The following is a 22129-nucleotide window of genomic DNA, read 5'->3' on the forward strand; positions in this document are numbered from 1 at the left end:
GGCGGGCTCAGCCGGTCCGCACGGACTCCCGCGGGGGCTCCGCCTCGCCGGCGGGCCCCTCGGTCTCCCGTTCGGGGGTGTCCGCGCCGCCCACCGTGACCTCCCACAGGCGGTCGGCGGCCATCAGGGTCGCGGCGACCAGCAGCCCGTTGCGCAGGAACAGCAGCACGAGCCCGAGCGGCGTGCTGCCGACGACGTCGCCGAAGTAGAGCGGGAACTCCACCAGCGTCACCCCGCTCGCCGCGACCAGCACCCAGGCGGCCGGCCCCACCCCGCTGCCGCGGAAGGTCACGCACACCGCGGCGACGCCCACCAGCCACACCAGGTACTGGGGGCTGATCACCCGGCTGGTGACGGTGAACATCAGGACCGCCACCAGCCCGGCCAGCGCCGGGACCGCCGGCCCCCACACGATCCGTTCCGAGGACGCCTTCAGCGCCCCGGGCCGGCCCCGCCAGCGCCAGAACAGCAGCCAGCCGAAGACGGCCACGGTGAGCAGCATGGCCCCGCGGCTCACCGTCTCCACGTGCGGGCCGATGAACTCCATGGAGCCGTAGTTGAGCAGGACCTGCCCCTGCCACCCGTACTGCCGGGCGACGTGCAGGACCAGCGCGCCCAGCGACTCGACCTCGGTGCCGCGGTCGCGCTGGAAGGTGAGGAAGGCGAAGGCCCCGGGCATCGCCAGCGCGAACCCGGCCGCCACCACGGCCGCGGTGACCACCGTCCACACCCAGGTGGTCCTGCGGACCACACCGGCCAGCAGCAGCGCGGGCCACACCTTGAGCATCGCGCCGAACCCGATCAGCGCCCCCGCCAGCCGGGGCCGGCGTGCCAGGGCGAGCAGGCCGCCGACGGCGACGACGGTGACCATCACGTCGTAGCGGGCGTACACCGTGGGGCCGAGCAGCGGCACGCCGGCCGTCCACACCCAGGCGCCGTGCCGGGAGCGTCCGCTCCCCCGCCCGGCCCGCAGCAGCAGCGCGAAGCCGACCGCGTCGGCCAGGAAGGCGAGGACGAAGAACGCCTGCGCGTACTCCAGCCAGGGCAGCACGGCCGGGGAGAGGATCGCCAGCGCGGCGGCCGGCGGGTACTGCCAGGTGATGTCCGTCTGGGGGAACGTTCCCTCACCCAGCACCCGGTACCAGTTCTGGTACGTCACGTGGACGTCGGAGGTGACGTCCGGACCGGGCATCACCCACACCTTGAAGACCAACAGGAGCAGCACCGCCCTGGAGGCGAGCCACAGTGCCCACAGGGCGGCCGCCGGGCGGGCCGCCGGGCCGGCGGCGGGGACGGTGGCGGACGGGGGGTGCGTGGGGCCCTTGGTCTGCATGCGGCCATGATTCCCCATGCGCCCGTTGGATAGGGTCGTCCGCGATGCACAAGACGCTGATCGTGACCAATGACTTCCCGCCGCGCCCCGGCGGCATCCAGGCGTTCCTGCACAACATCGCGCTGCGCCTCGATCCGGAGCGGTTCGTGGTGTATGCGTCGACCTGGAAGCGCAGCCGGGAGGGCGTCCAGGCGACCGCCGCCTTCGACGCGGAGCAGCCGTTCCGGGTGGTGCGGGACCGCACCACGATGCTGCTGCCCACGCCCGGCGCCACCCGCAGGGCCGTCGGCCTGCTGCGCGAACACGGCTGCACCTCGGTGTGGTTCGGCGCCGCCGCCCCGCTGGGTCTGATGGCCCCCGCCCTGCGGAAGGCGGGCGCCACCCGGCTGGTCGCCACCACCCACGGCCACGAGGCGGGCTGGGCGCAGCTGCCCGCGGCCCGGCAGCTGCTGCGGCGGATCGGCGAGTCCACCGACGTCATCACCTACCTGGGCGAGTACACGCGCTCGCGGATCGCCGACGCGCTCACGCCCGAGGCCGCCGCCCGGATGGTCCAGCTGCCGCCGGGCGTCGACGAGAAGACCTTCCACCCGAGCTCCGGCGGCGACAGGGTGCGCGCCCGGCTGGGGCTCACCGACCGGCCGGTGGTGGTCTGCGTGTCGCGGCTGGTGCCGCGCAAGGGGCAGGACACGCTGATCCGGGCGATGCCGCGCATCCTGGCCGCCGAGCCGGACGCGGTGCTGCTGGTGGTCGGCGGCGGCCCGTACGAGAAGGACCTGCGGGGGCTCGCCCGGGAGACCGGGGTGGAGCGCTCGGTGGTCTTCACCGGCTCCGTGCCGTGGTCGGAGCTGCCGGCCCACTACGGGGCGGGCGACGTGTTCGCCATGCCGTGCCGGACCCGGCGGGGCGGGCTCGACGTCGAGGGCCTGGGCATCGTCTACCTGGAGGCGTCCGCGACGGGCCTCCCGGTGGTGGCCGGCGACTCCGGCGGCGCGCCGGACGCGGTCCTCGACGGGGAGACCGGCTGGGTGGTCCCCGGCGGCTCGCCCGGGGACGCCGCGGAACGCATCGTCACGCTGCTCGGTGACGCGGAGCTGCGCCGCCGGATGGGTGAGCGGGGCCGCGCCTGGGTCGAGGAGCGGTGGCGCTGGGACCTCCTCGCCGACCGCCTCCGCGACCTGCTCTGACCGCGGTGCGGCCGGGACGGGGCGCGGTGCGGCCACGGCGGGACCGCCACCGCGCGCCTGGCCGCCGTCCGGGCCCCGGTGCGCTCAGCCGCCCAGGTCGCGGCGCAGCGCGTCCCGCCAGAGGGCGGTGAAGCCGTCGCGGTCGACGTCCAGGACGCGGCGGAGGGCGGCCTCCTCGCCGTCGGTCCCGGCGGCCTCGTAGAGGTCGCGGACGGCCTCGTCGCCCCAGCGGTCGGCGACCAGGCGGCAGGCCAGCCAGGCGCCCTCGTAGGCCCGGCCGACCGTCCCCGCGTCGCCGCCGAAGGCGAAGTCGCCGTCGGCGGGCAGCCGTCGCGGGACGTCGCCGTCGCGGACCGCCCGGGCGAGGGCGGGCGCGGTGCGGGCGGGGTCCTGCCGGGAGGTCCGGTAGGCGGTCCAGTCGGCGCAGCCCTCCGAGAGCCACATCGGGGTGCGTGGGGTGGTACGGGCGCGCAGCGCGACGTGCGCGGTCTCGTGGGTGAGGACCACCTGCCGCGCCTCCTCGCCGAGCGCCTGCCACGCCTCGGGGTTGACCACGACCCGCGGCGCCTCGCCCGGGGTGGTGACGGCGGCGGTGTCGCGGTAGGTCCCGGTGGGCGCGCCGAGCAGGCGGGCCATCGCGTCGGTGGAGTCCGGGACGACGATCACGGGCCGCACCCCGGTGTCCCAGGCGGCCCGCACGGCGCGTGCGGCGGCGTCCCCGGGTCCGGTCCAAGCGCCGGGGTCGGCCGGGCCGGAGGCGACCACCAGGGTGCGCGCGGTGACGGCGGTGCGCAGGGCGGCGCCCTGGTCCCAGAGCTGTTCGGGCTCCCCGGGGGCGGGCCGGTCCGCGGTGACCCGCCAGGAGCCGTCCGCGTCCCGCGCGAGGGTGAGGACGCGGCGCGCGGTGGCGGCCCGGGCGTCCCGCTCCAGCCGGTAGCGCAGTTCGGCCTTGACGGTGGCGCCGTCCTCCCCCTGCCGCCCGGTCACCCGGTAGCGCCAGGCGGCGAGCGGGAGGGCGTGCTGGGGCTTCCACAGGGCGGGGGCGCCGGTGGCCGTGAAGGCGGCGCGGTCCCCGTCGAGCAGGGCCCGCGCCCGGCGGTCGAGCAGGGCCTGCGCGTCGGGCGGGGCGGCGGCGCACGCCGCGAGCAGCGCCCCGAGCGCGACGGCGGCGGCGAGCGCCCGGTTCCTCTTCACCCGCCCGATCGTAGGCGGCCTCCCGCCCCGGCCTCACGACCCGCCCCCTCGCCCAGGCGATCGGGGCCGGCCCGCCGGTACAGGGGCGGCCCCGCGGTCAGGGGCGGGTGACGGAGGCGATGGGCAGCATGCCGACCGGGTCGTAGCGGACCGCGGCGCCCGGGCGCGGGGCGTGGATGACCTGGCCGTTGCCCGCGTAGAGGGCGACATGGCTGGCGTCGGACCGGTACGTCACCAGGTCCCCCGGCCGCGCCTGCGAGAGCGGCACCTGCTGTCCCGCCGTCCGCTGCGCCTGCGAGGTCCGCGGCAGGGAGACTCCGGCCCGGCCCCAGGCCCACTGGGTGAGTCCGCTGCAGTCGAAGGCGGTCGGTCCGTTCGCGCCCCAGACGTAGGGCCGCCCCAGCGCGGCGCGCGCCGCCGCCAGCGCCGCCGCGGCACGCCCGGAGACCGTCGTGTCCTCGCCGAGCGGCGGCAGGTCGCGCCCGGAGCGGGCGGCCCGGTCCCAGGCGGCGCGTTCGTCCTCGGGCAGCGTCTGGAGCAGCTGCCGGGCCCGTCTCAGCTTCCCCTCCACCACCCGTTTCTGGGCGGTCACGTCCTTGCGCACCCGCTCGAGTTCGGCGAGGTCCGCGACGGCCTCCGCGCGCTGCTGGCCGAGTTCGCGCAGCGCACCGCGCAGCCGGGTGAGCTTGCCGGCCTGGCGGGAGCCGATCCGGTCGAGCACCGCGGCCTTGTCGAGGTAGTCGTCGGGGTCGGAGGAGAACAGCAGGGCCAGCGAGGGGTCCATGCCGCCGGAGCGGTACTCGGCGCCGGCCAGCGAACCCAGCTGCTCGCGCAGTTCGTTGACCCTCTCCTGCTGCCGGGCCATCCGGTCCTGGGCCTGGTCGACCTCCCCGCGCAGCCGCTCGGCGCGCTCGTCCGCGTGGTTGAAGGCCTCGGTGGCCTGTTCGGCCTCGGTGTACAGCCGGTCCAGCTCGGAGCGGGCGCCCTGGGGCCCGTCCGGCGTGCCGGGAGCGGCGGCGGCCTGGGGGGCGACCCCGAAGGCGGCGGCGACCGAGAGGACGGCGGCGGTGAGTTGGGCGGCGCCGGGCGCCGAGGAGGCGCGGCCCGCGGAGGCGGAGCGGCGCGGTGCGAGGCGGCGGTGACAACCCACGGAGGACCGCACTCCCTTCGAGGCCGGCGGAGCGCGGGCCTCACGGCTGACGGACCGTCACCGGCTGTGACGGGACCGATTCCCACGGTGTCGGGGGAAACGCGCCAGACACTAGCCCCGTCGCCGGGTCCCCTTCAAAGACCGTGGGGTCCGAACATGCCCGCGCCCCGCCTCTGACGCAGGTCATTGGCGGGGCGCACGGTCGACACGAGTCGCCCGGTTTCATCCGAGCGGGTGACGGCGAGGGGGTTTCGGACGGTGGGCGGGGATCAGACCCGCACGCCGAACTGGAACGGCATGTTGTTGATCGACTCGTAGCGCACGACGGTGCCGGTGCGCGGCGCGTGGAGCACCTGGCCGTTGCCGGCGTAAAGGCCGACGTGGTGCAGGTCGCTGTAGAAGATCACCAGGTCGCCGACCTGGAGCTGGTCCATCGACAGGCGGGTGCCGTAGCTCGCCTGCGCCTGGGAGGTGCGCGGCAGGCCGACGCCGGCCTGGCCGTAGGCCCACGAGGTGAGGCCGGAGCAGTCGAAGGTGGTCGGACCGGTGGCGCCGTAGACGTACTGCGAGCCGATCTTGGTCTGCGCGGCGGCGAAGGCGGCCGAGGCGCGACCCGAGGCGGCCTTTCCTCCGGTGAGGCCGGCCGACTTCGCGGCGTCCGCGGCCTCCTCCTGGACCATCTTGGCCCGCTCGGCGGCGGTGAGGGAGTTGAGCAGCTTCTGGGCCTCGGCCAGCTTGGCCTGGACCTCCTTGCGCTTCTTGCCCAGCTCCTCGCGCGTCTCGGCGAGGTCGTCCAGCTTGGTGGCGGCCTCCTGGCGCTGCTGGGTGAGCTCGCGCTGCTTGTCCTGGATCTCGGCCAGGGCCTCCACCTGCTGGTTGCTCAGCTGGTCGAGGGTGGACGCCTTGTCGAGGTAGTCGTCCGGGTCGGCGGAGAGGAAGAGCTGCATCGAGGAGTCGATGGTGCCGCTGCGGTACTGCGCCGCGGCGGCCATGCCGATCGCGTCGCGGAGCTCGTTGAGGTCGTCCTGGCCGCGGGCCACGTTGTCCTGGAGAGCGTCGATCTCCTTCTCGAGCTTCTCCTGCTTCTCCTTGGCCCCGTTGTACTTCTCGGTGGCCTGCTCCGCCTGCTCGTGGAGCTTGTCGACCTTCTCCTTCACCTCGCCCTTGCTGGGCTTGGCGGGCGCGGCCTGGGCGGAGTTGCCGCCGAGGACGACGGCGGCTGCCGCTGCGGTGGTCAGCACGGTGACACGTGCGCGGCTCGGCTGCTTGGGTCGACGGTGGGACGCCACGTGGGCGGTCTCCTTCTGCCATCAGCCGCCTGCCGGAGAGCACACCTGGCGGGCGGTGAGCCTCCGCCGTCACTCCCTCTGAGCGATCACCCGAGCGAAGGTTCGATGGCTAAACCTAGTGACCTTCTTGTGATCAGTTCAAATCCTCGTACGTAAAATCTCGCCACCGCCTGCGAAGTTTCACCGCAACTCACCTGCGGTGATGCCCGGATGACTGTGCGTCGCGGCCGAAAACGGTCAACGGCCCCATAGGCGCCGGGAAGCGACAGAAGGGACGGGGGTGCCGCGGTGGGCCTCAGCCGCGGTTGAAGCGCTTGAGGAGCACCGCGGAGGCGACCGGCCGGGCCCCGGCGCGGGCCACCCCGTCGGCGACCTCGCGGTCGGTGGAGACGACCACCACCGGACGGCCCGACGGCTCGGCGCGCACCAGCTGGCGGATCAGCTCGTCGGCGGTGACCCCCGGTTTGGAGAACAGCACCCGCACCCCGCGCGGGGGCGCCAGCAGCACCGGCGCGACCAGTTCGGCGCCGTCGAAGACGCAGGTGACCTCGCAGTTGGTCTGCGCGGCCAGGGCGGACAACTGGCCCAGCAGCCGCAGGCGCTGCTGTTCCAGCGGCATCTGCGGATAGCCGGTCTTGGTGACGTTGTAGCCGTCCACGACCAGATGGGCCTGGGGCAGCGCGAGCAGCTGGTCCAGGATGGCGGGGTCGTCCTCGGAGAGCGCCCGGGCGGCGATGTCCTTGGGCGTCATCCGGCCCGGCTCCACGGCGTCGACCGTCTCGGCCGGCCACACCGACACGGGCGGCAGGGCGAGTTCGCGGCGCAGCCCCTGGGCGGCCTCCAGCACGGTGTCCAGCAGCAGTCGGGCGCGCATGTCCTCGATGCTGCGGCCCTCCCGGACCGCCTTGCGGCCGGCCTCCAGGGCCGCCTCGGTCTCGCCGAGCCGGGCCTTGAGCCGTCTGCTCTCGCTCTCCGCCGCGGACAGCTGGGCCTGGGTCTGCGCCCGCACCTCGTCGAGTTCGCCGCGGAGTTTGCGCTGCGCGGCCTCACCGCGCTTGACGTCGCTGAGGGCCGAACGCAGCTTGCGGTGCAGCGACTCGGCCTCCTTGCGCGCCGCATCGAGCTCGGCGCGCAGCCGCTCGGTCTCGGTGCGGACCTGTTCCCTGGCGGCGGCGGCCTCGGCGCGCAGCCGCTCCAGCTCGGCCCGGGTCTCCTCGTCGGCCCGCTCCGCCTCGACGCGCTGCGCCTCCTCGCCGGCGGCGGTCACCAGCTTGACCCAGCCGGACGGGCGCAGCACGTACGCGGCGGCGGCGACGTCGAGCGGGTCCGCGGCCGGCGGCGGGGCGCCCGTCTCCAGGGCGGCGGCCAGCTCCGGCTGGGCCTCGCGGAACTTCTCCCCGACGCGCTGCCGGAACTGGCTCTCGGCCTCCAGCGCCGCCGCCATCGCGTTGCCCGCGAACTTGGCGCGCCGGCTCGGCGTGAAGCGGGCGTACTGCCGCAGCTGCGCGGGGAGTTCGGCCACGGTCAGGGAGCCGAACGCGTCCGCGGCGATCTGGACGACCCGGCGCCGCACGCCGTCGGGCAGCGGACGGTCGAGCACCTCAGCGGCGCCGTCGTCCGGCCTCCCGCCTCCGTCACCGGCCATCCGTCACACCTCGCCTGTCGTCCGTCGTCCTAGGAGCCCGGGCCGCTCCGTCAGGAGCCGGCGCCGGGCCTGTCCACCAGTTCCACCTTGTCCACCGCGTTGCACCAGCGGCAGCGGACCGACTCGATGGTCTCACTGACCACCTCGCGTTCCTCCACCGTGGGCGCGCCCGCGAGGTCGAGGTGGACGTACTCGACGACCTTGGAGGAGCGGGTGACGTCGAAGCGGGTGAGGTTGCCGCAGAGCGTGCACCGCCAGCGGGTCGTCTCGGTGGGGAGGGGAACCGTCATCGCGGGCTACGCCTCTTTCTCGTCCGGGGCCGTCGCGGCGCCCGTGGCGGGCGCCGGAGTCCGTGCGTGTACCTGTGTGTACCGGTGGATCCTGTGCGTGGTAACCCTACGGCCATTCGCGGGCCGGTCGCTCGCGTGTCCACGGCGGCGAGGCGACGCCCGCCCGCCGCATCCGGTACGTCACACTTCGTGCATGATCCGCGACTGGAGCACGGCGTTCGCCGCGGCGGTCCGGAGCCGGCCGGCGCCCGTCACCCATGGACTGACGGCGCTGTGCGTGCTGCTCTTCCTGATCGGACCCGCCTCCGGCCTCAACCCCCTGTACGGGACCGGCGAGGAGCTGGTCGCGGCGCAGCGGGCCTGTTTCCGGCGCTGGGGGGTGGTGCCCGCCGAACTGCTCGCCGGGGACCCGGACGCGCTGGTGACGCCGCTGACCGCGTTGTTCGTGCACGGCGGGTGGCTGCATCTGCTGGGCAACCTGCTCTTCCTCCAGGTCTTCGGCGTGATGACCGAACAGCGCATGGGCAGCGTGCGGTTCGCGCTCTTCTACCTGGGCTGCGGCAGCCTGGCGCTGGTCGGGTACGCGCTCGCCGACCCCACCTCCGGGCAGTCCCTGGTGGGGGCGTCCGGCGCGGTGTCCGCGGTGCTCGGGGCGTTCCTGCAGCTCTTCCCCCGCGCGCGGGTCACCAGTCTGCTGCCGTTCCTCTTCTTCCTGCCGGTGCGGCTGCCCGCCTGGGTGGTGCTGCCGTTCTGGGCGGGCCTTCAGTGGCTGGGCGCGGAGCGCGCCGGGGAGGGGCCCGGGGTGGCGTACCTGGCGCACCTGGTGGGCTTCGGGCTGGGGTTCGCCGCCGCTCGGACCGCCTTCCGGGGGACGACTACAGTGAATCCACCAGCGACGGCCACCCAGGGAGAGAACCAACCGTGATCACCGCGATCGTGCTCATCAAGACCAGCGTGGACCGGATCCCCGAGATCGCGCAGGACATCGCCTCCCTGGAATCCGTCAGCGAGGTCTTCTCGGTGACCGGCACCTACGACCTGATCGCCATGGTGCGGGTGCGCGAGCACGACGACCTGGCGGAGGTCATCCCCGGGCGGATCAGCAAGATCCCCGGCGTCCTGGGCACCGACACCCACGTCGCGTTCCGCACGTACTCGCAGCACGACCTGGAGGCCGCGTTCGCCATCGGCCTCGACTCCTGACCACAGCCGGAACCGGGACCGGCGCCGAGACCGCCACCGGGACCTGACGGACGCCCCCGGCGGCCCGGGGGCGGGACGCCCCGCCCCCGAGCGGACCCCGGCAGGCCGCCCCGGCCGCGCGCCGCGCGAGGCGGCCGTCAGGGGGTCTCGGCGGTCAGCTCCGCCAGCGCGCCGAGCAGCCGGTCCACGTGCTCGACCGGCGTGCCCACGCCGAAGCTCGCCCGGACGGCGTCCAGCGGCGAGGCGCCGCCCGTCCCGCACTCGGCGGCCGCGTCGGGACCCTCCCCGAGGAGGCGGCGCACCAGCGGGTGGGCGCAGAACAGCCCGGCGCGCACGCCGATGCCGTAGGACGAGGCCAGCCGGTCGGCGAGGCCGGCTCCGTCGAGGCCGTCCACCACGAAGGACACCACGCCCACCCGGGCCGCGTCGTCGCCGAACAGCGAGAGCACCCGCACCCGGGGCAGGGCGGCCAGGCCCTCGCGGAGCCGTCCGAGCAGGGCCTCCTCGCGGGCCGTGAGCACGGCGAGGTCCGCCTCGGCGAGCGCCCGGCAGGCGGAGGCCAGGGCGTGCACGCCGACCACGTTGGGCGAGCCGGCCTCGTGGCGGGCCGGGCCCGTGTGCCACTCGACGTCCAGGCCGCCGTCCTCCCGCCGCAGCACCCGGCGGCTGGCGCCGCCGCCCGCCAGGTAGGGCTCGGCGGCGTCCAGCCAGTCGGTCCGCCCGGCCAGCACGCCCGCGCCGAACGGGGCGTACAGCTTGTGCCCGGAGAAGGCCACCCAGTCGACGTCCAGCTCGCGCACCGACACCGGCCGGTGCGGCGCCAGCTGGGCCGCGTCCAGCACGATGCGCGCGCCGTGGGCGTGCGCGGCGGCGGCGAGTTCGCGCACCGGCCACAGCTCGCCGGTGACGTTGGACGCGCCGGTCACGCAGACCAGCGCGGGGCCGTCGTCCTCGCGCGCGGCGAGCGCCTCCTCCAGCCGGGCCACCGCCTCGGCGGGGGACGCGGGGGCGTCCAGGAAGGTCACCTGGGCGCCGCGCCAGGGCAGCAGCGCCGCGTGGTGCTCGGTCTCGAAGACGTAGACGCGGCAGCCGTCCGGCAGGGCGGAGGCCAGCAGGTTGAGGGAGTCGGTGGTGGCGCGGGTGAAGACGACCTGGTCGTCCTCACGGCAGTCGAGGAACCGGGCGACGCACTCGCGGGCGTCCTCGAAGAGCTCGGTGGACAGCTGGGACAGGTGTCCCGCGCCGCGGTGGACGCTGCCGTAGAACGGCACGTACTCGGCGACCTCGTCCCACACCTGCCGCAGCACCGGGGCGCTGGCGGCCTGGTCGAGCGCGACGTACGGCACGCGCCGGCCGTCGGCCAGCGGGACGGTGACGTCCAGGCCCAGCACCGGCAGCGGCTCGGGGAGCCCGGCGAGCTCACCGGCGGGCGCGGCGCAGGCGGCGGCGTCGGCGGCGGTCGCGGCGCCGGTGCTCGCGGAAGCGGTGGCGGTGGCGGTCCCGGTCACGGTGGCCGCGGAGCCGGAGGCCGTGGCGCCGGCGGAGGCCGCACGGACGGCGGCCGCCGAGCGGGCGGCGGAGACGGAGCGGCGGGCGGGGCGGACGGCGGTGGAAGCAGACACGACGAACTCCTGTGAGCCAGTGCGCGGTCCCCGACGGGCGGCGGCACGCGAGCGGCAGCCGGGTCGCCGGTGGACGGCGTCCCGGCCGGCTCGGCGGCGGCACGGGCCGACGGGCGCGGACACGGAAGGAAAGGGGGAAGGACGCGGCTCGAAGGCCTGCCCGACGGGGCGCACCGCGGAAGGCGGCGTGAAAAGGGGAGCGCCCCGGGCGGTCAGGCCCGTCGCATTCGTCGGCTCATGAGTATCTCCTCGGCGACCAGGACCCCTGACGTCGCGAGAGGTCCGCGCTTGCCATGGACCTTGCTGTCCACGGCCTGGTCCTCACCCGGGGCACCCCGCCACGGACGGAGGGTTGCCGGACAGCCGGCCGGGGCCTGATGGCTGTCACTCGTGACCTGCTCCGCATCCTGCCACAGCGCGCCCACGCACGCGAGGCGCGGTCCGGCATACGGACCGCGCCTCGTACAGCTGTGCCCAACCGCCCTGCTGGGCTCAGGCGTTGCTGGCCATGACCCACCGCTCCAGGGTCTGCCGGGCGGCGCCGGAGTCGAGGGAGCGCGCGGCCCGGTCCATGCCGGCCCGGATCTGCTCGGCGAGCGTCCCCTCCCCCGGCTCCAGCGCGACCAGCGCGGCCGCGGAGTTCAGCAGGACGGCGTCGCGCACCGGACCCTGCTCGCCGGCCAGCAGGCGGCGGGCGACGTCCGCGTTGTGCGACGGGTCGCCGCCGCGCAGCGCCTCGATCGGGGAGTACTCGACGCCCACGTCACGGGGGTCGAAGAGCTCCTCGCGGACCTGCCCGTCGCGCACCACCCACACCCGGGAGGGCCCGGTGACGGTGAGCTCGTCCAGGCCGTCCTCGCCGCGGAAGAGCAGCGCGCTGTTGCCCGCCTCGGCGAAGACGCCCGCCATGATGGGCGCCATCCGCAGGTCGGCCACCCCGATGGCCTGTGCCTTGACGCGGGCCGGGTTGGTGAGCGGGCCGAGGAAGTTGAAGGTGGTGCGGATCCCCAACTGCCCGCGCGCGGGGGCCACGTGGCGCAGCGCCGGGTGGAACTTCACCGCGAAGCAGAAGGTGATGCCGGCCTCCTCGGCGACCTCGGCCACCCGCTGCGGGGTCAGCTCCAGGTTGACGCCCAGCTTCTCCAGCACGTCGGAGGCTCCGCTGGCGGAGGAGGCCGCCCGGTTGCCGTGCTTGACGACCTTCACCCCGGCGCCCGCCACCACGATCGCGGACATGGTGGAGATGTTGACGGTCTTGGCGCCGTCGCCGCCGGTGCCCACGATGTCCACGGCCGGGCCGGCCACGTCGATCACCCGGGCGTGGGCGTACATCGCCCGCACCAGGCCGGTGATCTCCTCGACGGTCTCGCCCTTGGCTCTCAGTGCGACCGCGAAGCCCGCGATCTGGGCGTCGGTGGCCTCGCCGCGCATGATGCGGTCCAGCGCCCAGAAGGTGTCCTCGGCGCTCTGGTCGCGGCCCTCCAGCAGACCGTTGAGGACGGCCGGCCAGGAACGGCCCGCCGCGTTGTCGCCTCCAGCGGGGGTCACAGCGCTCATCTGCCGCTCCTGATCGTCTCGGTCCGGCGGCCCGCCCGGGCCGCGGGTTCACGTGGCGCCCCGGTCCACGGGGCGCTTCCCACCCTATCGATCCCGGGAACGGCGAAGAGCCCCGTCCGGGTGACGGACGGGGCTCCTGCCGTGGCGATCAGTTGATCAGTCGGCGACCGGGGTGGCGGACCCGGTCACTCAGTGGTGACCGTGGCCGGCCTCGATCTCCTTGAACTCCTCCAGCGTGGGCTTCTCGATCTGGTTGCCCTCGCCGTAGTACGCGCGGCTCAGCTTGGCGCGCACCTTCTCCGACGCCTTCACCTTGCGCTCGACGCCGTTCTCGTCGACCGCCGGGCCGATCTCGGCCGGCTTGTACTGCTCGTGCGCGGTGAGGGTGTGCAGCTGCTCCTGCGAGAGGGGCTCGTGCACCTCGATGAACTCACCGTGCGGCAGGCGCTTGATGATGCCGGTCTCGCGGCCGTGCAGCACCTTCTCCTTGTCCCGGCGCTGAAGGCCGAGGCAGATGCGCTTGGTCGCGATGAACACCAGCACCGGCACCACGAACATGCCGATCCGGACGAACCAGGTGATCGCGTTGATCGACAGGTGGAAGTGGGTCGCCCACAGGTCGTTGCCACCGCCGACGAGGAGCACGAAGTACAGCGCGATCCAGGCGGCGCCGAACGCGGTGCGCGTCGGGGCGTTGCGCGGGCGGTCCAGGATGTGGTGCTCACGCTTGTCGCCGGTGATCCAGGACTCGATGAACGGGTAGACCGCGATCGCGACCAGGACCAGACCGAAGACCATCAGCGGGATGAACACGCCCAGGACCAGCGTGTGGCCCCAGAAGTTGATCTCCCAGCCCGGCATGATGCGGATCAGGCCCTCGGAGAAGCCCATGTACCAGTCGGGCTGCGCGTTGGTGGACACCTGGTCCGGCCGGTAGGGGCCGATCGCCCAGATCGGGTTGATCGTGGCGATCGCGGAGATGACCGCGACCACACCGAACACCAGGAAGAAGAAGCCGCCGGCCTTCGCCATGTACACCGGCAGGAGCGGCATGCCCACGACGTTCTTCTCGGTCCGGCCGGGACCCGCGAACTGGGTGTGCTTGTGGTAGAAGACCAGGATCAGGTGCGCCACCATCAGGCCCAGCATGATGCCCGGCAGCAGCAGGATGTGGATCGAGTAGAAGCGGGCGATGATGTCGTCGCCCGGGAACTCGCCGCCGAAGAGGAACATCGACAGGTACGTGCCGACGATCGGCACGGACAGGATCGCACCCTGCATGAAGCGGATACCGGTGCCGGAGAGCAGGTCGTCCGGGAGCGAGTAACCGGTGAAACCGGTGAACATGCCCAGGGCGAACAGCAGGAAGCCGAACAGCCAGTTGACCTCACGCGGCTTGCGGAACGCGCCGGTGAAGAACACGCGCATCATGTGGACGAACATGCCGGCCAGGAAGACCAGCGCCGCCCAGTGGTGGATCTGCCGGATGAGCAGACCGCCGCGCACCTCGAACGAGATGTTCACCGTCGACTCGAACGCCTGGGACATCAGCTGTCCCTGAAGCGGCACGTACGAACCGTGGTACTCGACCTCGGCCATCGACGGGTGGAAGAACAGCGTCAGGTACACACCCGTGAGGATGATGATGATGAAGCTGTACATGCACACTTCGCCCAACATGAACGACCAGTGGTCGGGGAAGATCTTGCGCATGTTGGCCTTGGCCAGGGAGTAGATCCCCAGCCGGCCGTCGGCCCAGTCGGCTACGCGCTCGCCGGCCGGGGCCTTCCCGCGGGAGCGGGAGGACTCGTTGCTGGCTGCATTACTCATGATTCTCCGCGCTCCCAGAAGGCCGGACCGACGGGCTCCGCGAAGTCGCCGAGCGCCTCGAGGTAGCCCTCGTCGTTCACGCCGATGCGGAGCTGCGGCAGGGCGTGACCGGCGGGACCGAAGATGACTCGGGCGCCGTCGGCGAGGTCGAAGGTGGACTGGTGGCAGGGGCACAGCACGTGGTGCGTCTGCTGCTCGTACAGGGAGATCGGGCAGCCCACGTGGGTGCAGATCTTGGAGTACGCCACGATGCCCTCGTGCGACCACTCGAGTTCGCGCTTGTCCTTGATGTCGTTCGGCTCGAGCCGGACGAGCATCAGGGCCGCCTTGGCGATCTCCTTCTGGAAGTCGTGGTCGTGCTCGTGCAGACCTTCCGGCATGGCGAAGGTCAGGGAGCCCACCGCGATGTCCGAGGGACGCAGCGGCTCGTCGGTGTTCATGTTGACGAGCAGCTTGCCCTTGGACCACATGGTGTGGCGCAGCTTGGTGCCCGGCAGCGGGCCGAGCTCGCGCAGCAGCACGACGCCGGAGAGCGGGACCAGGGTCAGCGCGCCCAGCAGCGTGTTGCGCATGAGCTTGCGCCGGCCGAAGCCGATGCCCGACTCGGTGACGCCCTCGCGGAAGTCGGAGAACACCTGCTCGCGGACCTCCGGGGAGGCCTCGATCGGGTGACGCTCGGCGGCGACCTCGACGTCGGACATCAGGGTGCGGGCCCAGTGGACCGCGCCCGCGCCGATCGCGAAGAGCGCGACGCCCAGCGTCAGGCCCAGCGAGAAGTTCAGCGCGCTGATGTGGCCGATCGGGAAGACGTAGATCGTCTTGTCCACCGGCAGGGCGACGAAGGCGGCGATGAAGCCGACGGTCGCGAGCATCGACAGGGTGAAGAGAGCGGCGACGATGCGCTCGGAGCGCTTCGCGGCCTTCTCGTCGACGTCCTGGATGCGGTGCTCGTGGGGCGGGAGCCCCGGGTCGGCGAACGGGTTGTCCTTGTCCGCCACCCCCAGCGCACCGTGTGCGTGGGCCTGCTTCTGCGGCAGGTTGTCTTCGGAAATGTCGTGGCTACTCATGACTTCTTGGCCTTTGCGGTCCGAGCGGCGACCCAGATGGCGACGGCGACCAGGGCGCCGAGACCGAACACCCAGCCGAACAGGCCCTCGGCGACGGGACCGAAGCCACCGATCTTGAGACCGCCCGGGCTCACGGTGTCCTCGCCGTTGACCGCCTGGAGGTACGCGATGATGTCCTTCTTCTCCTGCTCGGGCATCGTCGTGTCCGGGAAGGAGGGCATGTTCTGCGGGCCGGTCAGCATCGCCTGGTAGATGTGCTTGGCGGGCACGTCCGAGAGGTCCGGCGCGTACTTGCCGTGGGTCAGGGCGCCGCCCTCACCGGTGAAGTTGTGGCACTGGGCGCAGTTGGTGCGGTAGAGCTGACCGCCCCGGGCGACGTCCGCGCCCGCGGGGTCGTACTGCTCGGTGGTCGGAACCGCCGGGCCGGCGCCCAGGGACGCGACGTACGCCGCGAGCTGGTCGATCTCGGCCTGGTCGTACTGGGCCGGCTTGTCGGGGATCTGCGCGCCCGGCTGCTGCGCGGGCATGCGGCCGGTGCCGACCTGGAAGTCGACGGCGGCGGCGCCGACGCCGACCAGGCTAGGACCGTCGGAGGTGCCCTGACCGCCGGTGCCGTGGCAGCTTGCGCAGCCCACGGTGTAGAGCTTCTTGCCCTCGTCGATGGCGAGGGACTGGGCTGTTTCTTCGGCCTGCGCCTCGCCCGCGGGCGCGAACGCGGCGTACAGCCCCCCCGTGGCCGCCAGCGCGAGGATGAGGACGACGATCGCCGCCAGCGGATGGCGTCGTCGTGCGGAGAGCTTTTTCACGGATTACCCCGGTGTCAGGATCTTCTGCGTCGATGCTTCTGGAATGGGAGCGGCCGGGTACGGCCCGCCCGACTACTTGATCATGTAGATCGTGGCGAAGAGGCCGATCCAGACGACATCGACGAAGTGCCAGTAGTAGGACACGACGATCGCGGCCGTCGCCTGCTCGTGGGTGAACCGCCGGGCCGCGTAGGTACGGCCCAGGACGAACAGGAAGGCGATGAGGCCGCCTGTCACGTGAAGTCCGTGGAAGCCGGTGGTCAGGTAGAACACGGACCCGTACGGGTCGGACGAGAGCGTCAGGCCCTCGTGCGCCACCAGGGCCGAGTACTCGTAGACCTGACCGCCGACGAAGATCGCACCCATGATGAAGGTGACGATGAACCACGAACGGAGCTTCTTCACGTCGCCCCGCTCGGCGGCGAAGACGCCGAGCTGACAGGTGAGCGAGGAGAGCACCAGGATCGTGGTGTTGACCGCCGAGAACGGGAAGTTCAGCAGGTCGGCCATTTCCGTCCAGTGATCGGTACCCGTAACCGATCGCAGGGTGAAGTACATCGCGAAGAGGGCCGCGAAGAACATCAGCTCGGAACTCAACCAGATGATGGTTCCGACGCTGGTGAGGTTCGGCCTGTTGACCGACGGGTGCGCGTGCCCGGTTTCTACTGTCGTTGCTGTCGCCACGACCGACATTATGTCGGTCGCTTATCCCGCCCTCACTCCCGGGGGTGCCGTTCGGAGTGTCTGGGCCCCGGGACTGGGCCGTACGGCCCGGTCGTGGGGGCCGTACGGCCCGGTCGCACGGTCCGGCGCGGCGCGCGCGAGCCGTCGCGAACACGTGTGAAGAGCGGTGCCGCGAGGGGGTGGTGAGGAGTAGCATCCGCGGCATCGGTACCCGACGTTCCCAATCTTGCGGAGGCACGGATGCAGGCGACCGCGACGGTGCTGCTCTACAGCGACGACGCCAACACCCGGGAGCAGGTCCGGCTCGCCGCCGGACGCCGGCCGGCCGCGGACGTGCCGCTCGTGGAGTTCGTCGAGTGCGCCACCCCGGAGGCGGTGGTGCGTGAGCTGGACAGCGGCGGGATCGACGTCTGCGTCCTGGACGGCGAGGCCGTCCCGATGGGCGGGATGGGCGTCTGCCGCCAGATCAAGGACGAGATCTTCCGCTGCCCGCCGGTGCTGCTGCTGATGGCCCGCCCGCAGGACGCCTGGCTGGCCACCTGGAGCCGGGCGGACGCGGCGGTCACCATGCCGGTCGACCCGGTGGAGCTGGCGGACGCGCTGGCCGGTCTGCTGCGCCGCCGGGCGGCCCTGGCGGGCTGAGGGCCCTCACGACGTCCGAGGAAGGGGCGGCCCGGCCGTGACGGCCGGGCCGCCCCTTCCGGCGTCCCTCGGTCCCCCCTGGCCCCGCGCGCCCGTCAGAGCGACTGCGGGGACAGCCGCGCCCGGTCGGCGGGCGTGGGGGCGCCGGCCGAACCGCCGACCGCGGAGCCGGACTTCCACTTGTCCCAGTCCAGGTTCCAGTCGCCGAAGCCGTTGCCGAACGTCTCCATCATGTCGCCGTCGGAGTTGACCACCTCGACCACGTCGCCCTCCTTGACGTTGTCGAAGAACCACTCGGCGTTCTCGGTGCTCATGCCGGTGCAGCCGTGGCTGACGTTGGCGACGCCCTGCGAGCCGACCGACCAGGGCGCGGCGTGCACGTACTCGCCGCTCCAGGTCACCCGGGTGGCGAAGTGCACCGGCAGGTCGTACGACTCGGCGCTGCCCTCGGCGATGCCGACGCTGGTGCCGCGCATGCGTACGAAGCGCTCCTTGGCGAGCACCACCTTGACGCCGTTGCGGGTGTCGAAACCGGGCTTGCCGGTGGTCACCGGGAGGCTCTTGATCTCCTCGCCGTTCTTGTAGACGGTCATCCGGTGGGAGCCGGCGTCGGTGAGGGCCACCACCTTGTCGCCGATGGTGAGCTCCAGCGGCTCGCCGCGGCCGCCCCACAGCCGGTCGCCGACCTTCACGCCCTCCAGGTTGCTGCGCACCTGGACGGTGGCGTGGGCGGGCCAGTACTCCCTGGGGCGGAAGTGGAGTTCCTTGTCGTCCACCCAGTGCCAGGAGCCCGCCACGGCGGGCGTGGACTCCACCCGCAGGGCGCGCTCCACCACGGCCCGCTGGGCGGGGCTCTTCACCGGGGTGTTCAGCTCGGCCGTGACGGGCTGCCCGACGCCGTAGGTGCCGGTCTTGGGCCCGAACTTCACGTTCAGGAGGTGCTTGGCGGTCGGCTTGCCGGTGGCGAAGTTCAGCACCTTGCGTCCGGGCGCGCCGTCCTCGTCCACGGTGCTCACCCGCACCGTGTAGCGGGCGTTGCCGGCCAGCGGTGTGGTGCTGTGCCAGCGGCGGCCGTCCGCGGAGAGTTCACCGGCCAGGTACCGGCCGGTCGCGTCGACGGCGGTGACGTCGGTGATGCGGCCCTCGAAGGAGTCGGCGGTCAGCTCGACGGGTTTGTCGGGGTCCGCCTTCCGGCCGCTGCCTATGGGTCCCTTGAGGACGATGCCGTTGGCCGCCTGGTAGGCCTCCGGGGCGGCGAGGGGCTGTTCGGAGGAACCGCAAGCTGCGCTGGTGACCGAGAGAGCGGTGGCCAGCAGGGCGCCGGCTGCGGTTCGGGGGCGGTTGCGCGCGGTCGTGTGGTTCATGCCACCACGCTAGGGAGCGGCGCGGTCACGGGCAGCGCGTGATGCGCCGTCCGGGTGACGGCCGGCGGCCGGGCGTGGCGCGGCACGACGGGGCCCCGGGTCTCCGTGCGGAGACCCGGGGCGCCGGGGGTGTTCAGCGAGGTGCGCCTCCGGGGAGGCGGGGCTCACTGGGTGCGGTTCTCACCGCGGTAGTACTCGAACACCCAGCCGAAGAGGCCGACCACGATGAACGGCGCGGAGAAGAAGATCAGCCACCAGCCGACCGCGATCGACAGGAAGGCGAACGCGCCGCCCAGGCCCAGCAGCAGCGGCTGCCAGCTGTGCGGGGAGAAGAAGCCGAGCTCGCCGGCCTCGTCCGCGACGTCGGCCTCCTTGTTGTCCTGCGCCAGGGTGTCGATCCGCCGGGCCGTGAAGGCCAGGTAGTAACCGACCATGAGGCACAGGCCGAAGGCCAGGAAGAGCGCCGTGGTGCCCGCGGGCTCCATCGACCACAGACCGTAGACGACAGCCACGGCCAGGATGAAGACGCTCAGCCAGATGAACATCTTGCCCTGGATCTTCACTTGCCGGCCTCCTTTCCACCAGCGAGAGAGGCGGACTCGACATCGCGGTTCTCGAGTTCGTCGTAGGCCGCGAGGTCGGGGTGGTGCAGGTCGAACGCCGGGGATTCACTGCGGATCCGCGGCAGGGTGAGGAAGTTGTGCCGCGGCGGCGGGCAGGAGGTCGCCCACTCCAGCGAACGGCCGTAGCCCCACGGGTCGTCCACGCCGACCGGCTTGCCGTACTTGGCGGTCTTCCAGACGTTGTAGATGAACGGCAGGAAGGAGAGGCCGAGGACGAACGAGCCGATGGTGGACACCGTGTTGAGGGCGGTGAAGCCGTCGGCGGCCAGGTAGTCCGCGTAACGACGCGGCATGCCCTCGGCGCCCAGCCAGTGCTGCACCAGGAAGGTGCCGTGGAAGCCCACGAACAGCGTCCAGAAGGTGATCTTGCCCAGACGCTCGTCGAGCATCTTGCCGGTGAACTTCGGCCACCAGAAGTGGAAGCCGGCGAACATCGCGAACACCACGGTGCCGAACACCACGTAGTGGAAGTGCGCCACCACGAAGTAGGAGTCGGAGATGTGGAAGTCCAGCGGCGGCGAGGCCAGGATCACGCCGGTGAGACCACCGAAGAGGAAGGTGACCAGGAAGCCGACCGACCAGAGCATCGGCGTCTCGAAGGACAGCGAGCCCTTCCACATGGTGCCGACCCAGTTGAAGAACTTCACACCGGTCGGGACCGCGATCAGGAAGGTCATGAAGGAGAAGAACGGCAGCAACACGCCGCCGGTCACATACATGTGGTGCGCCCACACCGTCACGGAGAGACCCGCGATCGCGATGGTCGCGCCGACCAGACCCATGTAGCCGAAGATCGGCTTGCGGGAGAAGACCGGGATGATCTCGGAGACGATGCCGAAGAACGGCAGCGCGATGATGTACACCTCGGGATGGCCGAAGAACCAGAAGAGGTGCTGCCACAACAGGGCGCCGCCGTTGGCGGCGTCGAAGATGTGGGTGCCGAACTTCCGGTCGGCCTCCAGCGCGAAGAGCGCGGCGGCGAGGACCGGGAAGGCGAGCAGGACCAGGACACCGGTCAGCAGCACGTTCCACGTGAAGATCGGCATGCGGAACATGGTCATGCCCGGCGCACGCATGCAGATGATCGTGGTGATGAAGTTGACCGAGCCGAGGATGGTGCCGAAGCCGGAGAAGGCCAGACCCATGATCCACAGGTCACCGCCGAGACCCGGCGAGTGGATGGCGTCGGACAGCGGGCTGTAGGCGAACCAGCCGAAGTCCGCCGCGCCCTGCGGCGTGAGGAAGCCGCCGACCGCGATCGACGAGCCGAACAGGTAGAGCCAGTAGGCGAACATGTTCAGCCGCGGGAACGCCACGTCGGGCGCGCCGATCTGCAGCGGCATGATCCAGTTCGCGAAACCGGCGAACAGCGGCGTCGCGAACATCAGCAGCATGATCGTGCCGTGCATCGTGAACGCCTGGTTGAACTGCTCGTTCGAGATCAGCTGCGTGCCCGGGCGCGCCAGCTCGGCGCGCATGAGCAGCGCCATCAGGCCGCCGATCAGGAAGAACACGAACGAGGTGACCAGGTACATCGTGCCGATGGTCTTGTGGTCGGTGGTGGTGAGCCACTTGACCACGACATTGCCCGGCTTCTTGGTCCGGACCGGCAGCTCGTCCTCGTAGTGCGAGCCCGGCGCGGCACCCTGGGGTTGGTTGAGGATGCTCACAGTACGTTCGTCTCCCGGTTCTTCTCGTGGCTCGTCTGAGCGATGCCAGCGGGAACGTAACCGGTCTGCCCCTTCTCAGCGAGGTCCTTGAGGTGCTGCTCGTAGCGCTCGGGGGAGACGACCTTCACGTTGAACAGCATGCGGGAGTGGTCGACGCCGCAGAGCTCGGCGCACTTGCCCCGGAAGGTGCCCTCCTCGTTCGGAGTCACCTCGAAGACGTTGGTGTGTCCCGGGATCACGTCCTGCTTCATCAGGAACGGGAGGGTCCAGAACGAGTGGATGACGTCACGCGAGGTGAGAACGAAGCGGACCTTCTGGCCCTTGGGGAGCCAGAGCGTCGGACCGGGGTTGCCGGTCTGCGGGTTCCGGGTGGCCGGGATGCCGAAGTCGTTGACGCCGCCGGCGTTGTCCGGGAACGCCTTCCGGAACTTGTTCGGAATGGCGTCCAGGGCCTTGTCGGTCTTGGCGTCACCGGTCACACCGGGGACGTCCTCGATGTAGTTGAAGCCCCAGCTCCACTGGTAGCCGACGACGTTGACCGTCACGTCGGGCTTGTCCGCGGTCTCGAGGAGCTTGGCCTCGTCGCGGGCGGTGAAGTAGAAGAACACCGAGACGATGATGAGCGGGACGACCGTGTACAGCGCCTCGAGAGGCATGTTGTACCGGGTCTGCGGAGGTACTTCCACCTTGGTGCGGCTGCGCCGGTGGTAGAACGCGCTCCACAGGATCAGTCCCCACACGAGCACGCCGACGGCGAGCGCCGAGGCCCACGTGCCCTGCCACAGGAAGAGGGTCCGCTCGGCCTCTTCGGTGGTCGGGGTGGGCATGCCCAGGCGAGGGAAGTCCCTCCAAGTTGTGCAACCAGTCGCGGTCGCCAGGACCAGGCCCGCAGTCAGTGCCTGCAGCAGCTTCCGCCGCATCGGGCGCCGCGGCGAGCGGTCGGAGCCGTTGGGACTCACGTAGCGCCTTCCCG

Annotated in this window: 20 protein-coding genes and 1 riboswitch; of the genes, 4 read left to right on the forward strand and 16 right to left on the reverse strand. The window is 72.1% G+C overall.

The window, feature by feature from the left end:
* Positions 1–7: 7 nt before the first annotated feature.
* On the reverse strand, positions 8–1333 hold the full coding sequence (locus ABT026_RS13525) for a glycosyltransferase 87 family protein (protein ID WP_351114408.1): 1326 nt from the start codon (positions 1331–1333) through the stop codon (positions 8–10).
* A 44-nt stretch (positions 1334–1377) separates the two neighbouring features.
* On the opposite strand from ABT026_RS13525, the gene ABT026_RS13530 reads away from it, so the two are divergent.
* Positions 1378–2520: a glycosyltransferase family 4 protein gene (locus ABT026_RS13530; RefSeq protein WP_351114410.1), complete on the forward strand. Its 1143-nt coding sequence runs from the start codon at positions 1378–1380 to the stop codon at positions 2518–2520.
* A gap of 84 nt (positions 2521–2604) precedes the next feature.
* On the opposite strand, the gene ABT026_RS13535 is transcribed toward ABT026_RS13530, so the two are convergent.
* The 5 genes from ABT026_RS13535 to ABT026_RS13555 all read right to left on the reverse strand — a co-directional run bounded on the left by ABT026_RS13535 (position 2605) and on the right by ABT026_RS13555 (position 8088).
* A complete protein-coding gene (locus ABT026_RS13535) occupies positions 2605–3714 on the reverse strand; it encodes a hypothetical protein (RefSeq protein WP_351114411.1) in 1110 nt (369 codons plus the stop codon).
* A gap of 97 nt (positions 3715–3811) precedes the next feature.
* Positions 3812–4864, reverse strand: a complete 1053-nt coding sequence (locus tag ABT026_RS13540) for a C40 family peptidase (protein WP_502967966.1) — start codon at positions 4862–4864, stop codon at positions 3812–3814.
* Between the two features lie 269 nt (positions 4865–5133).
* The gene (locus ABT026_RS13545; RefSeq protein ID WP_351114413.1) at positions 5134–6153 is read right to left on the reverse strand and encodes a C40 family peptidase; all 1020 of its coding nucleotides are present in this window, start codon (positions 6151–6153) and stop codon (positions 5134–5136) included.
* Positions 6154–6448: 295 nt separating this feature from the next.
* Positions 6449–7798 carry an NYN domain-containing protein gene (locus ABT026_RS13550; protein WP_351114414.1) on the reverse strand — a complete coding sequence of 450 codons (1350 nt, stop codon included), beginning with the start codon at positions 7796–7798 and terminating at the stop codon, positions 6449–6451.
* Positions 7799–7848: 50 nt separating this feature from the next.
* The gene (locus tag ABT026_RS13555) at positions 7849–8088 is read right to left on the reverse strand and encodes a hypothetical protein (RefSeq protein ID WP_108953804.1); all 240 of its coding nucleotides are present in this window, start codon (positions 8086–8088) and stop codon (positions 7849–7851) included.
* Between the two features lie 193 nt (positions 8089–8281).
* Here ABT026_RS13555 and ABT026_RS13560 point away from each other — a divergent pair, with 193 nt between their 5' ends.
* Both ABT026_RS13560 and ABT026_RS13565 read left to right on the forward strand, forming a co-directional pair.
* Entirely contained in the window at positions 8282–9013 is a 732-nt protein-coding gene (locus ABT026_RS13560) for a rhomboid family intramembrane serine protease (RefSeq protein WP_351114415.1), read from the forward strand.
* A complete protein-coding gene (locus tag ABT026_RS13565; protein ID WP_108953802.1) occupies positions 9010–9291 on the forward strand; it encodes an Lrp/AsnC family transcriptional regulator in 282 nt (93 codons plus the stop codon). The genes ABT026_RS13560 and ABT026_RS13565 overlap by 4 nt, the downstream gene beginning before the upstream one ends.
* A 137-nt stretch (positions 9292–9428) precedes the next feature.
* Here the strand turns inward: ABT026_RS13565 and ABT026_RS13570 are convergent, their stop codons facing one another.
* The 6 genes from ABT026_RS13570 to ctaE form a co-directional block, all read right to left on the reverse strand.
* Positions 9429–10799 (reverse strand): aminotransferase class V-fold PLP-dependent enzyme, encoded by a 1371-nt coding sequence (locus ABT026_RS13570; RefSeq protein WP_502967970.1) that lies wholly within the window; start codon positions 10797–10799, stop codon positions 9429–9431.
* A gap of 393 nt (positions 10800–11192) precedes the next feature.
* A riboswitch (SAM riboswitch) is annotated at positions 11193–11309 on the reverse strand.
* A 96-nt stretch (positions 11310–11405) separates the two neighbouring features.
* Complete coding sequence (gene trpD, locus ABT026_RS13575; RefSeq protein WP_351114416.1) at positions 11406–12470, reverse strand: anthranilate phosphoribosyltransferase; 1065 nt, start codon at positions 12468–12470, stop codon at positions 11406–11408.
* Positions 12471–12659: 189 nt separating this feature from the next.
* Positions 12660–14300, reverse strand: coding sequence for a cytochrome bc1 complex cytochrome b subunit (gene qcrB / locus ABT026_RS13580; RefSeq protein ID WP_351114417.1), 1641 nt, complete (start codon positions 14298–14300; stop codon positions 12660–12662).
* Positions 14297–15367 carry a cytochrome bc1 complex Rieske iron-sulfur subunit gene (qcrA, locus tag ABT026_RS13585; RefSeq protein ID WP_351114418.1) on the reverse strand — a complete coding sequence of 357 codons (1071 nt, stop codon included), beginning with the start codon at positions 15365–15367 and terminating at the stop codon, positions 14297–14299. Before qcrA ends, qcrB begins: the two co-directional genes overlap by 4 nt.
* Complete coding sequence (gene qcrC / locus ABT026_RS13590) at positions 15364–16173, reverse strand: cytochrome bc1 complex diheme cytochrome c subunit (RefSeq protein WP_351114420.1); 810 nt, start codon at positions 16171–16173, stop codon at positions 15364–15366. The genes qcrA and qcrC overlap by 4 nt, the downstream gene beginning before the upstream one ends.
* Before the next feature lie 72 nt (positions 16174–16245).
* A complete protein-coding gene (gene ctaE / locus ABT026_RS13595) occupies positions 16246–16866 on the reverse strand; it encodes an aa3-type cytochrome oxidase subunit III (RefSeq protein WP_108953796.1) in 621 nt (206 codons plus the stop codon).
* A gap of 231 nt (positions 16867–17097) precedes the next feature.
* On the opposite strand from ctaE, the gene ABT026_RS13600 reads away from it, so the two are divergent.
* On the forward strand, positions 17098–17499 hold the full coding sequence (locus ABT026_RS13600) for a response regulator (protein WP_351114421.1): 402 nt from the start codon (positions 17098–17100) through the stop codon (positions 17497–17499).
* A 95-nt stretch (positions 17500–17594) separates the two neighbouring features.
* Here ABT026_RS13600 and ABT026_RS13605 read toward each other — a convergent pair whose 3' ends face one another.
* The 4 genes from ABT026_RS13605 to ctaC form a co-directional block, all read right to left on the reverse strand.
* Complete coding sequence (locus tag ABT026_RS13605; protein WP_351114422.1) at positions 17595–18863, reverse strand: L,D-transpeptidase; 1269 nt, start codon at positions 18861–18863, stop codon at positions 17595–17597.
* Between the two features lie 164 nt (positions 18864–19027).
* Complete coding sequence (locus tag ABT026_RS13610; RefSeq protein ID WP_351114423.1) at positions 19028–19426, reverse strand: cytochrome c oxidase subunit 4; 399 nt, start codon at positions 19424–19426, stop codon at positions 19028–19030.
* The gene (ctaD, locus tag ABT026_RS13615) at positions 19423–21156 is read right to left on the reverse strand and encodes an aa3-type cytochrome oxidase subunit I (RefSeq protein ID WP_351114424.1); all 1734 of its coding nucleotides are present in this window, start codon (positions 21154–21156) and stop codon (positions 19423–19425) included. Before ctaD ends, ABT026_RS13610 begins: the two co-directional genes overlap by 4 nt.
* On the reverse strand, positions 21153–22115 hold the full coding sequence (ctaC, locus tag ABT026_RS13620; protein ID WP_351114425.1) for an aa3-type cytochrome oxidase subunit II: 963 nt from the start codon (positions 22113–22115) through the stop codon (positions 21153–21155). Before ctaC ends, ctaD begins: the two co-directional genes overlap by 4 nt.
* Between the last annotated feature and the right edge of the window lie 14 nt (positions 22116–22129).

The sequence above is a fragment of the Streptomyces sp. NPDC002734 genome (assembly GCF_040295685.1).
In the GTDB taxonomy this organism is placed as follows: domain Bacteria; phylum Actinomycetota; class Actinomycetes; order Streptomycetales; family Streptomycetaceae; genus Streptomyces.

Coding starts and splice junctions, on each gene's coding strand:
- ABT026_RS13530 (WP_351114410.1), top strand. CDS start 1,378: ATGCACAAGACGCTGATCGTGACCAATGACTTCCCGCCGCGCCCCGGC.
- ABT026_RS13560 (WP_351114415.1), top strand. CDS start 8,282: ATGATCCGCGACTGGAGCACGGCGTTCGCCGCGGCGGTCCGGAGCCGG.
- ABT026_RS13605 (WP_351114422.1), bottom strand. CDS start 18,863: ATGAACCACACGACCGCGCGCAACCGCCCCCGAACCGCAGCCGGCGCC.
- ctaE (WP_108953796.1), bottom strand. CDS start 16,866: ATGTCGGTCGTGGCGACAGCAACGACAGTAGAAACCGGGCACGCGCAC.
- ABT026_RS13555 (WP_108953804.1), bottom strand. CDS start 8,088: ATGACGGTTCCCCTCCCCACCGAGACGACCCGCTGGCGGTGCACGCTC.
- ABT026_RS13525 (WP_351114408.1), bottom strand. CDS start 1,333: ATGCAGACCAAGGGCCCCACGCACCCCCCGTCCGCCACCGTCCCCGCC.
- trpD (WP_351114416.1), bottom strand. CDS start 12,470: ATGAGCGCTGTGACCCCCGCTGGAGGCGACAACGCGGCGGGCCGTTCC.
- qcrB (WP_351114417.1), bottom strand. CDS start 14,300: ATGAGTAATGCAGCCAGCAACGAGTCCTCCCGCTCCCGCGGGAAGGCC.
- ABT026_RS13600 (WP_351114421.1), top strand. CDS start 17,098: ATGCAGGCGACCGCGACGGTGCTGCTCTACAGCGACGACGCCAACACC.
- qcrA (WP_351114418.1), bottom strand. CDS start 15,367: ATGAGTAGCCACGACATTTCCGAAGACAACCTGCCGCAGAAGCAGGCC.
- ABT026_RS13550 (WP_351114414.1), bottom strand. CDS start 7,798: ATGGCCGGTGACGGAGGCGGGAGGCCGGACGACGGCGCCGCTGAGGTG.